The 13,984-nt window shown below is 36.7% G+C and carries 10 protein-coding genes; 5 read left to right on the top strand and 5 right to left on the bottom strand.

Annotation, left to right across the window (positions count from 1 at the left end; genetic code table 11):
• Positions 1–326 precede the first annotated feature (326 nt).
• Complete coding sequence (locus PN471_RS05570; protein WP_271775994.1) at positions 327–2,177, bottom strand: chloride channel protein; 1,851 nt, start codon at positions 2,175–2,177, stop codon at positions 327–329.
• Positions 2,178–2,657: 480 nt separating this feature from the next.
• On the opposite strand from PN471_RS05570, the gene PN471_RS05565 reads away from it, so the two are divergent.
• Entirely contained in the window at positions 2,658–3,035 is a 378-nt protein-coding gene (locus PN471_RS05565) for a hypothetical protein (RefSeq protein WP_193897282.1), read from the top strand.
• Positions 3,036–3,159: 124 nt separating this feature from the next.
• Here the strand turns inward: PN471_RS05565 and PN471_RS05560 are convergent, their stop codons facing one another.
• Positions 3,160–4,773 (bottom strand): ArnT family glycosyltransferase, encoded by a 1,614-nt coding sequence (locus tag PN471_RS05560; protein WP_271775993.1) that lies wholly within the window; start codon positions 4,771–4,773, stop codon positions 3,160–3,162.
• A 257-nt stretch (positions 4,774–5,030) separates the two neighbouring features.
• On the opposite strand from PN471_RS05560, the gene PN471_RS05555 reads away from it, so the two are divergent.
• On the top strand, positions 5,031–6,557 hold the full coding sequence (locus tag PN471_RS05555) for a hypothetical protein (RefSeq protein WP_271775992.1): 1,527 nt from the start codon (positions 5,031–5,033) through the stop codon (positions 6,555–6,557).
• A 49-nt stretch (positions 6,558–6,606) separates the two neighbouring features.
• Here the strand turns inward: PN471_RS05555 and PN471_RS05550 are convergent, their stop codons facing one another.
• Complete coding sequence (locus PN471_RS05550) at positions 6,607–7,899, bottom strand: recombinase family protein (protein WP_271775991.1); 1,293 nt, start codon at positions 7,897–7,899, stop codon at positions 6,607–6,609.
• Positions 7,900–8,331: 432 nt separating this feature from the next.
• On the opposite strand from PN471_RS05550, the gene PN471_RS05545 reads away from it, so the two are divergent.
• Positions 8,332–10,677 (top strand): tetratricopeptide repeat protein, encoded by a 2,346-nt coding sequence (locus PN471_RS05545; protein ID WP_271775990.1) that lies wholly within the window; start codon positions 8,332–8,334, stop codon positions 10,675–10,677.
• A gap of 72 nt (positions 10,678–10,749) precedes the next feature.
• Here PN471_RS05545 and PN471_RS23315 read toward each other — a convergent pair whose 3' ends face one another.
• Both PN471_RS23315 and PN471_RS23310 read right to left on the bottom strand, forming a co-directional pair.
• Entirely contained in the window at positions 10,750–10,953 is a 204-nt protein-coding gene (locus tag PN471_RS23315; RefSeq protein ID WP_334311900.1) for a KTSC domain-containing protein, read from the bottom strand.
• Positions 10,934–11,173, bottom strand: a complete 240-nt coding sequence (locus PN471_RS23310; protein ID WP_334311899.1) for a hypothetical protein — start codon at positions 11,171–11,173, stop codon at positions 10,934–10,936. The genes PN471_RS23315 and PN471_RS23310 overlap by 20 nt, the downstream gene beginning before the upstream one ends.
• Before the next feature lie 268 nt (positions 11,174–11,441).
• On the opposite strand from PN471_RS23310, the gene PN471_RS05535 reads away from it, so the two are divergent.
• Positions 11,442–11,636: a heavy-metal-associated domain-containing protein gene (locus PN471_RS05535; protein WP_271775989.1), complete on the top strand. Its 195-nt coding sequence runs from the start codon at positions 11,442–11,444 to the stop codon at positions 11,634–11,636.
• 583 nt (positions 11,637–12,219) lie between these two features.
• On the top strand, positions 12,220–13,695 hold the full coding sequence (locus tag PN471_RS05530) for a S8 family peptidase (protein WP_271775988.1): 1,476 nt from the start codon (positions 12,220–12,222) through the stop codon (positions 13,693–13,695).
• Positions 13,696–13,984: the final 289 nt, after the last annotated feature.

The raw sequence follows: 13,984 nt of genomic DNA, 5'->3' as shown, positions 1-13,984 counted from the left end.
TGTCAGAAGTTACACCATTTTGAGGTGTTTTAACATAACTTTGAGCGAAATTGGCTTGTGCCTGTGCGCCTACGGCTATTTTATTTAAGGTGGCTTTAGACTAGAATATCCTGCATTGTGAAGAGATTTTACCAATGGAGAGCGATCGCTTGATAGTTAATTTACCATTGCTGAATTGAGGTATGAAACTCCCAAATTGAACCTTTAAAACTCAAACCTCAATGCGTTTTTGTGCCTTGGCGTGAAACTAAAATTCATACACTTAATCAGCAACGCCTATGGAAATCAAAGCAATCACGAGAGGTTACCCCCAGGATATTGACCAATTACCAATTACCAATTTCCTCTATATATTCGGTAGTGGGAATCACTGGTGAATATTGGTGCAGTATCTTAGTGATTGCCGTTAAATTACAAGTTAATTCAATTTGTTCCCTTTCCAGCAAACCCAGAATAAAATCGGGATTGTCTTTAGCTACCACTGGTAATTGATGTAACCCACGTAATGCCATCCGGTCTAAAGCTTCATATACAGGTTCATCATCCCAAGCATAGAGAATATCTGTAGTACAAATATCTATCAGTTTTTGACCAGATAAATATTCCTGAATTTCCGGCAATGAATTAGGAAGATTTTGGCAGATAAGAAAAGTTCGTTTAATATCTTCTAGGGAAAGAATTCCTACCAGTTTACCAGTATCATCATCAATGATTAAAGCACTGCGTATTCGTTCTCGCGTCATGACTACCGCAGTCTCTAACACTCCTAAAGTTGCTGATAATTTTTTAGGACAGGTGTACATAGCATCTGCTACTAACATTTGCTGCCAAAGTTCTACCTTTTCATCTTTCAATTCAGGTAAACCAATCTGTTGCAGATTAGCATTAGCATCTACCGTTGGTTTGATTAGTTCCACTAACCAAACACTTAGACCCACTGCCGCCATTAAAGGTAAAACAATGCGGTAATCACGGGTTAATTCAAATAACATTAAAATTGCTGTTAATGGCGCTCTCACGCTACCTGCTAAAACCGCCGCCATACCTACCATTGCATAAGCTGGAGGGGCAGCCATATATTCTCCAATTCCTGGGATGATCAAAGCCAAAAATTTAGCGTAGGCAGACCCAAAGGAAGCACCTAAAAACATAGCTGGGGCAAATAATCCGCCCACAAAACCACTACCTGAACTTACCGCTGTCATGAGCAGTTTCAATACTAGTAAAATTAGTAATAAATTGAGGGAAAAATCTTCATCTTGTAGTATTGCTTCTACAGTTCCATAGCCAATACCCAAAATTTGTGGATATCGCCAACCTACTAAACCAATAATTACACCACCCAAAATTGGCTGAATGGACTGAGGAATTTTACCTAATAACGTTAACCCTGAGAAATTGCCAGTAAAGATAGCTTTAGCTAAACGAATGGATTCAGTATAGGTAAGAGAAATTAAACTTGCACCCAAACCTAAACCCAGATAAAGGGGTAATTCTAGGTAACTGCGAACCTGATAAGCGGGTAAAGCAAAAGCTGGTTGTGAACCTAAACCAATTTGAGCAATTAAGGCAGCAACGACGGCGGCTAGTAATATCACACTTACAGCAGAAGTAGCAAAATATGTACTACCCATGACTACTTCTAAGGCGAAAAATACTCCCGCAATGGGGGCATTAAACCCAGCGGCTAACCCAGCAGCCGCACCAGCCCCCAATAGTAACCGCTGACGCTCCTGAGATACTTGTAATATGTCCGATAACAACACCCCAAAATTAGTCCCAATTTCCACACTTGGACCCTCTGGCCCTAAGGATGCACCACTACCAAGAGAAACTGCCGCCGCGATCATTTTTGTCACCGGTCGCAGGGGTTTTTTCGCTTCTTTTCCCTGAGAAACAGCTATCAGGGATGAAAGTCCTGGACCAAAATCTTGAGTTCGCCAACGCATGAGGCCAACAATGATACCACCGAGAATAGGAACAGCCGCTAAGGTCCAAGCACCCCAAATCTCAATTTGTCCCATCAAATTTTCCAACATGAAGTTGTTAATTAGCTGGATTGAATAGTGAAAGGTGACTATACCCATACCTGTGCTACCGCCAATTAGCATGGCTAAAAACAGCACGACTGTTTCGGGAGAGGCTTGGAAACGATTAATTAACTGAGTGAACCGCATGGAATATGGGGGAAAGTAGGTTTTTAATTATTGAGGATTCTGAGATATTGATAAATGGGGTAAATGTCAGAAAAATCCATTTTTTGTCTATTATTTCTTATTGTGGTTGACTATGAGAGAAACTGCCTGCTCAATAATTCAGGACTTACGCAAAATATCTCTCAAACCCTCATTTCTCTGTGTTCTCTGTGCCTCTGTGGTTCGTTTATTCCGTAACTAGTGCGTAAGTCCTATAATTAACTAACAAAAATCACAAAATATTGAGAAAAAATAATTCTGTCCTGCATTACTAACAACTTGGGTTAATATAATATTGGGAAGAGTACGTCGTTGGATCAATGGATCAATTACATTCTGAGATTCCATCATAGTATTTTGCCAATCACTATCAGTGATTATGGCATAATTACTAGGTTTACAGTAAAATTCAATACAGATATTGTTATAAATAGAATCAAGGGACTAGGCGAGACGAGGTAGATGAGTACAAATACTTTTCATAATCATTATGTTACTTGCCCAATTTGTCAAAAAAATAACAGAACAAAGCCAATTAAGTCTTATATTGGTTTGTTTACCTGCCCTTATTGTCAGGAAAAACTAGTTGTTTGCCAAAGTGGACATTATGTGCGTGATCCATTTATTTGGAGACAAATGATGATTTCATCGGCTCTCCGTCGTCAAAGCCGACCTTTGGCAAGGATCATCAGAGATTTTATTGTCATTAAGCGTCCTTTATTGTCTTTAGTTGTGGGAAGTGCAATTTTTTTCGGTATTGTGACTATGACTCAAGACAATATGAGTCGTAATGGTCAAGAAATTCCCCAAATTGAAAAAATGAATAGGGGTGAAAAATAGAGTTCAGGAGTCAGGAGTATGGCTAACGCCACGCTGCGCTATCAGGAGTTCAGGAAGAAGAAAATTTCTGCTTCCCTGTTCCCTGTTCCCTTGCCATAACAACAATTCTTACCGCAAACCCCACTTATAATGAGTTATTTTGTTTGGTAATTAATTGCCAGTCTTTTACTTGGTCTATGACTTTGATAGATTTAAATTGGAGGTTTCCTAATGTAGACGTGTTAATGAGGAAATAAGGTTGGCTATTATACTGCCAGTAATATTGTAGTTCACCAATGGAAGCGGGAATAATGGTGCGATCGCTATAAAAATCCAAGGAAGGACGATGGTAGGGAAAAGATGTATAGATTTCCTTAACTGCTGGGTTAATTTTTGTGATCATTGCCGCTACGGGTTTAACGGGATAGGCTGTATTTAATTCCCAAACCCAGTAATTAGATTTCATTAATAATAATAGGGAAATATAACTTCCCCAAATTAAAATTTTCAGAAATTGTCTATCACCGCGTTCTGCTAAGATTGCGGATAAGGTCATAGTTAAAGCTACAGCGGCAAAAATAATCTGTAACTCGGCTTTGTCTAATGTTCTGCCCCCAAAATAAATACTGCTTGCAGAAGCCACTATCGCCAATATTGCTAAACTCGTTACCCAAGCGCGGGGATAGCCTGAGAATAAGGGGATATTTTCCATCTCGGCCAATTGAAACCCAAAAGCTAAAGCCAAACTAGGGTAAATGGGGAATATATACCAGGGGAGTTTAAAGCTAATGAGGGAAATAATTAATAGATAAACACCACACCAGATTATAATTAATTTTGCCCAACTGAAATTATTATTTTCCCAGGTAATACGGATAGTTTGGGGCAGAAATATCAACCAAGGCCATGTCCATTTAGCGATTTCTAAAAGATAATACCAAGGTGCTTGGGATGTGCCATTATTAATGGTTTGAATATGGCTTAAAGACGTATTGACATCAATACCGAAGGGATATCCATAGTGACCTAATTGAAACCCATACCAGCAGCATACAGGTAGACAACCGATAAAAATACCTATCCAGAAATAATAACTTGTCAGTAGTCTGGGTGTATCCCAAAAAAGAAAGACTAAAACAATTACACCTAAATAAACACCCATCATGCCTTGAGTTAGACAAATTAACCCAAAACTAATGCCTACACCTAAGCAGTAACGTAAATCCCGCCGCGATCGCAAGACAAACCACATCATCACAATTAAAAAACAGGCAACTGCCCCATCTAACATTGCCAACCTGCCATAACGTACCACAGGCAGCATTGTTAAATAAATCAAAGCACTATAAATAGCTGCCCAACGTTGACGAAATATCTCCCTCCCCAGACAATATAAGCAAGGTACAGAAGTTGCTGTCAAAATTGCACCAGGTAGGCGCGTTGTCCATTCATTGACACCACCCAGAGCATAAGCCCCAGCAATTAACCAGTGCATAAGTGGCGGCGTGTGATGATATGGTTCACCTCCCAAAGTCGGGTAAAGCCAGCGCATTGAATCTACTGGGGCTTGCCAAATTTCCCGCGCTACCCTGGCTACGGTTGCCTCATCGCCATCTTGTAAGGGCAAAGATCCAAGATTGATACTAAACAAGATCACCGCTGCTAATAACAATAGGATTAGCCATAGCCAATCAATCTTCTTTTCAGTCACACGATGCTGTTTTTCTAGATGAGTCCAAACAAAGCTTCCTTCTTGCATATTCTATGCGAATCTTATAACTGCTAGGTTTAATCACATAGAGATCCAAGCGAATCTCCAATGTTGCCATCTAGGAACAATCTATATTCAAAGACAATGGCTAAATCCCAAATTAGCTCAATTTCCCATGAATAGAGATAATTTTTTGGCGAAGATTTTCTTATTGATTTTTTAAGGAAGTTTACAAGCATCTTTACGATTAAATGATATAAATACTACCATTAGCATTTAGTCAACTACCCCGAAGGAGAATGTCCATGGATTTACCTTTTATTTTAGATGTGGCACTGGGTTTAATTTTTATTTACTTAATTTTAAGTTTACTGGCTTCGGAAATTCAAGAACTATTGACAACCGTACTGCAATGGCGGGCTGAACACTTGAGAAGATCAATTGAAATTCTTTTAGCTGGTGATGCTCAAACTTCAGAAAATCCCGAAATAATTCAACTTGTCAATAAAATTTACGGTAATCCTTTAATTCAAAGCATTAATCAAGAGGCTAAAGGTCTATTGGCAACTTTACCTCGGAAAGCTACCTGGACAATTGGCTCATTTTTTAGTCTGTTTAGAAAATCTAGTTCTAGATTTAAAAAAGAAACTGTGTTTGGTGATCAAAAACGTAGTGCGCCTTCCTATATTGGTGGTGAAAATTTTGCTAATACTTTTATGGATACACTCCAACTGCCAATACTGGTAGAAAAATTAACCGAAATCAGGTTGGAGCAATTTAAAGCTGAACGGTTAGATGATGTTAGACAAATTTTGATTCAGTTACAAGTTTACATTAATAATCAGGAACTATCTAGTGAATTTGCCGCCAATATTGCCGCAGATTATAGACGCTTAGAGTTAGAGTATAACCTGATTATTGATGAATTCAAAAAGGACAAATATGATATCTACATGGTGATAAATAGGATGGGAGATAGCCTAGCTAAATATATAGAAAGTTTTGTAGCAAGTATAGCTGATCATGAACATATTTTAGATAGGCCTTTGCGGGAACTAAAATTCTTAAGACAAGATATTTTTGAAAATGCCGAAAAAGCCATAGTGATAGGAGGCTTAAAACCTAATATTAATGAAATTGTCAAATCTATCAAGAAAGGTAGTGATATTCATGATGAAGTCATAGCAGCTATCCAAGATAAAGATAGTGAAACTTATAAAAAAGTTAAAGAACTGATTGATATTTTGCCGGACTCTGTAGTTGATAACATTCAAGTTATGGCAAAACGCGCCCAAATGAGAGCTAAAAGCACGGAAGAAGGTATTACTATTTTACGAAGAGAAATTGAAAATAGTTTTGATAGCTCAATGGAAAGAGCCGGTGGTGTTTATAAACGTAATGCTAAAGGAGTGGCAATTATCATTGGCATAACCTTAGCTATCACAACCAATGCCGATACTTTTCATATCATTAACCGTTTATCTAAGGATTCTTTATTGCGGGAAATAATTATTAACCAGGCTGTAAAAGTAGCACCACAAGGCTCTAACCCTTCAGATATCAATAAAATAGATCCTAACGAGATTTTAAAGGAAGTTGAATTACCAATTGGTTGGACAAGTGCTAACGTACAACAGCAAATCAACAGCACAAAATATAGACTTAATGGGTTGCCTGTTTTCAGTGTTTTAAGTATGATTGCTGGTTGGTTTGTCAGTGGTATCGCTATTGCGATGGGTGCGCCTTTTTGGTTTGATTTACTAGGAAAAGTGATGAATGTCAAAAATGCAGGTAAAAAAGGCAAACAGTCCCCCAAAAATCAAGATGAATAATCAATGATTCAGATCCCCGACTTCTTTGAGAAGTCGGGGATCTTGTGGTTTAGAAAATAAAAATTATTTGTACATCCCATTCTCTATTTTGGCGGATAATTTGGATTTGTTGGATAAATTCACGGAAGTAAAATCTTCGTTCTACCTCTGATAAGTCTAACCAAAATTGAGGTATGGATACAGATTGAGCTACAGAACGCAAATTCACAGGAGGAAGAATCGCTAACTTGGCTTGCAGTTCGGAAATTTCTGTGCGAAGTTTGTAAACTCTTAATTTTGCAGTTTCTATATCTAAAATTCCCGTTTCTATGAAAGTGGGTAATTGCTGGAGGATTTGTTGCTGACGAGATATGTTATTCTCTAAACTATTTTTAATTGCATCTAATTGGGGAAAATTTATCCCGGCGACAGCTAAAGGTAAATCTCGACAAATATTATCAATGGTTTTTTCTAAAACTACTTGGTAAGGGATAGCACGACATTTAGGCTGTTGAGAGCAGTCTGTTGCACGTAAATATAAATACTCTTGATCCTGATGACGCTTGGTAACACTAGTGACAATCATCTGTGATTGACATTGATGACAAATGACTAAACCAGCTAAAGAACGGGGCGCACTAGCTGTCCGCGATGGTAAGCGGCTGTTGCGTCGTAATAGTCTATCAATTTGCGCTGCTTCCTCTCTGGATATAATTGCCACATGGGTATTAGAGATAATTTCCCTGTTTTGATAGGCTGTATCACCGCGATAAACTGGATTAGTTAGCCACCGTCTACCTGTGGTGACAGAGATATTTTTACTGTATTTTTTACCTATATAACGGACGGTAGCACGGACAGAACCATAGAGTAAAAAATATTCAAAAAAATCTTTAACAACCGGTGAGGTAGTGCGATCAATAATATATTTACCCTGTCCTCTCCGGTAGCCATAAGGGGATTTTCCCGGTGGTGGTGAGGTTTCTAGGCGATTACGAGCGTGTCCCTGACGAATTCGGCGGCTACGTTGTTGATATTGAATTTCTGGTAATAATTGTAGTAGTTCGGTGGGGATTTGACTAGATTTGGAAGCATAGGGTTGTTGTGTCGTAATGACTATGACTCCCATTGTTTCTATTTGATTGAGGCGATCGCTCACTTGGGATAAACTATCACCTAATTCTTCTAATCGGCGCAGCAGTAGATAATTTACAGTTTCGGTTTGACAATCGATTAATAATTGTTGTAATTGGGTGCGTTTTCCTAAATCTTCATAAATTTTATCTACTTCCCAACCCCAATCATCTGGACTGGGAACGGTATCTAATACTGGATCAGTATAAATATAAACAATTATTTTCATGATGTACTTTGATTTACTGCAATCTCCAGAGTTTATTCACATTGATAAAAATCCCAATTAAATAATTGAAGTAGAACAATTACTCAATTATAAACTTAAAGAGATTTTACATATTTTTCAATCATATAGATGGCATAGCATTTGGTTTATACCAGATAATATCCGATCTTAAAATCCATCCTCTTTCTTTAAGAGCTAATGCCAATTTTCAAGGTAGTCCTACTGATGGTATTTATAGTCATTTTAAACTATTCCAGACTTTCTCTCTTTGATTGTTTCATAATTCCATCCTCGAATAGCGAATAGGTCTCCCTAAATCTGTTAATATCAAAAAACCCCCTAGAAATCCAGTACCCCTGTAACAATAATCTATCATAGATGACATATAAGCACAACGCTGTAAACACTAACCACCGGATAGGGAAAATAGTCATGAAAAACAAAAACCCCTTATGCTCAAATAAGGCTTTAAAAAACGCCATTTTCTTGTCACCCTTGCTGCTATCAACGGCTTTTATCGGTGGGTATCCTGTACCATCTGCTACGGCTCAGGTACTATCAAATCAGGAACGGGAAGAATTAGCACGACTGCGACAAGAAACCCGCACTCAAAAACAAGTGCAATCTGATTTTGAACAAGCTTTTACTCGCACGAATACCTTGCTTAATATCTGGTTGACTATTTTAAGTTTATTTCCTGTGGCTTTAATTGCCATATTATGGTTTTTTCGTCGAGTCGTAATTAGGGAAATTGGAGAAAGAGCAATGCAGCAAATTCAAGGAATTGAAAATTTGCAAACTCAATTAACTACAGTTCAAGCAGAAGCAAAACAACTGATTCAAGCATCTAAAAATACTACTCAAGAATTAGCACAGGAAGTTAATATCCTTAAACAAAAGATTCAAGGTGAGCAAGAAAATTTATCTATTCTTTTATCCGATTTACCCAAATCAAAACAAGAATTTTTAACAGCTTTAGAACATGAAGTTAAATCTGCTCAAGAAAACATCATTAATTTAGAGTTTAGATTAAATACTCAACTAGAACAATTAACTTTATCTGCTCAACAGCAAAGAATTACAATCGACAATATCAAAAAGTTAGAATTTCAGTTATTTTCTCAATTTACCCAACTTAAATCAGAAGTGGAAAATCAAAAAGATATTGCTATTAGTGATATTGAAAAATCTCGCGTTGGTTTAATATCTCAATTTCAAGGGTTAGAGTCAGAAACTCAACAAGAGAAATTTCATATTGTTGAGAACTTAGCAAAACTACAATCAGAATTTAATAATGAATTATCTCAATTTGAATTAGATGTTAAAACTCAAAAAGATATAGTTATAGGTAATATCGCAACTCTTAATAATATATTTAAATCAGACATTACTGAATTAAAAACTGATATCCAAGTTCAAAAATATCAATTGCTTGAAGATTTGGCTGTATTACAAAGCGAATTTTCTCACCAACTAAGAGAATTACAAAATACAGCTATTCAACGACAACAGCAACTAATTGAGAATCTAGAAAAATCTGGAGGAGAATTTACATCTCAGTTTTCAGACTTACAAACTGATGTACAAAAACAGCAAATTACTGTTCTTGAAAATCTGCAAAACTTAGAAAGTGAATTTTCTCAGCAAGTTGGAGAATTACAAAATATTGCTCAACAACGACAACAGCAAATTATTGAGAATCTAGAAAAATCTGGTGGAGAATTTACATCTCAGTTTTCAGACTTACAAACTGATGTACAAAAACAGCAAATTACTGTTCTGGAAAGTTTGCAAAACTTAGAAAGTGAATTTTCTCAGCAAGTTGGAGAATTACAAAATATTGCTCAACAACGACAACAGCAAATTATTGAGAATCTAGAAAAATCTGGGGGAGAATTTACATCTCAGTTTTCAGACTTACAAACTGATGTACAAAAACAGCAAATTACTGTTCTTGAAAATCTGCAAAAATTAGAAATTGATGCTCAACAACGTAAAGACATAATTCTCAAAGAATTAGCAGAAATTACACCTACAATACCACCAGCAATAAAACAAACATCAGAAGCATTACAACCACAAATTTCTATTGATGATTATCTGAAAGAAGCAGAGATACTATTTTTAGAAAAACGCCATGAAGATGCTTTGGCTATTTATGAACAACTCATTAAAATTCAACCGGAAAATCCAGAAAATTGGTTAAAGCGTGGAATAATACTCAATAGATTAAAACGTTACAAAGATGCTATAGCCTCCTATAATCAAGCTATCAAAATTAATCCTGAATATCATCAAGCTTGGTGTGATATTGGTGTGGCTTGTGGAAACTTAGGAAAACATCAAGAGGCTTTTAACTGTTTTGATAAAGCTATTAAAATTAAACATGACGATGGAGTTGCTTGGGTAAATCGTGGTTTATCTTTGCTAGAATTAGAACGTTATGAAGATGCAGTTACTTCTTTTGATAAAGCTTTAGAATTTCAACCCAACTCTCCCAAGGTTTGGGATAAACGGGGTTACACATTAGTAATGTTGGGAGAAGATAATCAAGCAATCATCAGCTTTGATAAAGCACTAGAAATTAAACCTGATTATTCTAGTGCCTATTATAACAAAGCTGCCTGTTATGCACTACAAAGAAAGGTTGAATTAGCTTTAGAAAATCTGCAAAAAGCCATTGAATTTAATCCCAGTTATCGAGAAGATGCTGGAAGTGATATTGATTTTGATGAGATTAAAAATGATCCAGGTTTTCAAACATTAATTCAGAGTTGATGCTAGGAAAACTACATTGTTAAAGTTTTGGTTGGGTTTTTTCATGTCAACCCAACCTACAGTTTCTTGAATCTAATAATCCTCATCATATATATTGTCTATGCAATCGCATTCATAATTGCCTTTGATTTGTTGATTGGAAAATTCACCAATGGAATCTGCTGAATGAAAATCTTCCCAAGTTTCTGCTTCTACATCAAAATATTGGTAAACTTCACCACTTTGGAATTCTACTTGCAAAATTTGTGAATCAGCATCATAACCAATTAATTGCATAAGCTACAGAAGAATTAACCGATAGCATGGAAATTTCCTCTTCATTAGTTACAGTATCAGAAATTACCTCATTTAGTTGTTTTAAGCCTTCATAAGCTTCGACTGGTGCGGAAATTTGCATTAATTCAAACTCGTTTCCCCTGTTGAGCAACAATTGCAAATATCCCTCAGAATGAGAAATTGCCAATAAAATGCTTAAATCCATTTTAGATAGCTTCATTGCTTTGCTCCCTATAGGTAGATGACAGTGAGAACCAAATTTTTATAGTACAAAATTACCATATTAGTGTTTAGCTGTCAACTACCACGGGGAACAGGTTAAAATCCGCGCAGTAGAACCAGCTTTATTAGCACAAACAATCAACAATTGTTCTACATTGACTAATTAATTTAGAAAATTTAGGATATACTGTTTTCTCAAGCATAATGCAGTCAGTTAAGACGCATATTTTTCTGACTTTTAATTGAGTTTTCACTCCTTTTTACCTATGACAATTAAACTCACTATTCCTGGAATGGCTTGTTCTGCTTGTGCTAGTAATATAACCAAAGCAGTTATAGCCATTGACGCTCATGCTATTGTGGAAGCTGATACCAAAACCAAGTTTGTCAATGTAGAAACTCAAACTTCGGAATCTGTTATTAGAGAAGCTTTAATTGCTGCTGGTTATCCACCTTCTTAGCAAGATGTTCTCGAAGTAATAAACATTTTCTAACCACCTTTCAAATGATTTTGTAAGTTAATACATCACTACTGCTATCATAAGGCGAAGTTTTTATCTCCGAGCCTGTGTTCACTGAAAAAACCTACTATTGATTGCCTTTTATATCCCCAGCTTCTTGACAAAGTTGGGGATTTTTGTATTTACAGCAGTTCCTGATGTTATGAGGCACAGTTTTTTATCACCAAACAAGTAGGGGCGCAAGGCCTGCGCCCTCTATTGTATTTCATGAGAGCGGGAATTTTTGTATAACCGATAATAAATCATTATTTGTAATATCAAACAACCATGATTTTGTCATGAAATTATATTTTTGCTATATACAATTAATCGTTATATTATCAAATGTTAATTAATTTATTTTTCTTCCTGGAATCGTTTATTAAAAATTAGTTTATTCGTGATTAAAATATCTTTTTGTATTACCGATTCATAGTAGTAATTAAAAAGAAGAAATAGCCAACAATTTCAAATTATTGTACTTGCAGATTTTGACAAAATTACCTTGTCAAAAGATATTGCTATTCTTAAGGGTTAAATACTTATGTCATTGGATATTTATCAAAACATCTCCTCTCAACAAGAAATCAATTACACCGCTATTTCCCAAACAAATCCCCTTGAAAATCCCACCGACAATAGTATAAGTTGGGGTAATCATAGTAATTCTTCTCAACATAATCTAGAAGCAAACTCTCCTATAGCTAGTAATACCAGCTATAACTCTAACAATGGCTATGGCCTAGTCAACGCCGGATTAGCCGTCAGTAAAGCCGCAGGTGTTAGTCCCTATACAGATGCTCCTAACTTGGGTGGCAATAACTGGGGTGCGGATCTAATCAAAGCCCCCACAGCTTGGAATAACGGATATACAGGACAAGGAATTATTGTCGCCGTACTAGATACAGGTGTAGACTACAACCATCAAGACTTAAAAAATAATATTTGGAGTAACGCCAAAGAAATAGCTGGTAATGGAATAGACGATGATGGTAACGGCTATGTTGACGATGTTCAAGGTTGGAACTTTGACAGCAGCAATAATAATATTTTAGACAACAATGGTCATGGAACCCATGTTTCAGGAACTATAGCCGCAGAAAACAACAGTATTGGAGTTACCGGCATAGCCTATAACTCTAAAATTATGCCAGTTAAAGTCCTAGATGCCAATGGCTCAGGTTCTTACTCAACTATCACCAAAGGAATTTATTACGCAGTTGATAATGGCGCAAATGTAATTAACCTCAGTCTAGGAGGTAATTCCTCTAAGGATACTCTTAAGTCAGCTATTGAATATGCCAGTAATAAAGGCGTAATAGTCGTCATGGCAGCAGGTAATAATAGTGACGCACTTCCATCCTATCCTGCCCGCTACGCCTATAATTCAGGAATTGCCGTAGGTGCAGTAGATAAAAATAATAATCTTGCAGATTTTTCTAACCGATCTGGTTCTCAAGAAATCACCTATGTTACCGCTCCAGGCGTTGATGTTTACTCCACAATACCCAATGATCAATATGCCAATTACAATGGCACATCTATGGCAGCCCCTCATATTGCCGGCGTAGTCGCTCTCATGCTTAGTGCTAACCCTAACTTAACTGATATCCAAGTTCGCCAAATTATTATCAGTACATCTGCAAATAGCACTAATCCTCCAGATCCAACAACCCCTACACAACCGGGTTTAAAAATGCCATCTTTCTTCCCTCCTCTAGACTCTTTTTTCCCTCTAGAACTAATCAATATAGTATCAAAATTACCTTTAGTTCTCCAATCCCAATCCCCAAGCTCAATTCCCCTTGCTTCCGTTATCGTCTCCATTAGCAGCGAAAATCAGTTAAAGTTCCGTTTCGATAATCTGGAAACATCACCCACACGGCAGTCCAGTTACTCTAACGAAAAACCAACAAATCCCTTCCTTATCCAACTAACACTGCATTACTACGACAGCCCTGCAAGCAACAACCTTAAAAATAGTATTGAGAATCAAGATGATGAAAATTTTTGGACATGATTCAACCTACCTCACCAGAAAAAATACAGCACTATCCCCAAAAATGGACTAATCCAAATAAACTGTAGCCAGAGAAAATCCTTTCCAGTTAACCATCTCCAGCTTTCTACCCCAACAAATTACCCAACCTCAAAAAATATTTCTCAAACCCCTTGACAGAAAAAGGAAGGATTGATATGTTAGATAAGTGCCGAAGAGAAAGAAACGACTCCCAAGCAACTGAACCGAGAAAAAATAATACTTTGAAAGAATAGATTAAACCAATCCTCGTCGTCAAGATAATTGAAAG

This window comes from Aphanizomenon sp. CS-733/32, from assembly GCF_028330045.1.
In the GTDB taxonomy this organism is placed as follows: domain Bacteria; phylum Cyanobacteriota; class Cyanobacteriia; order Cyanobacteriales; family Nostocaceae; genus Dolichospermum; species Dolichospermum gracile.
This window is presented reverse-complemented; position numbering and strand designations above follow the sequence as displayed.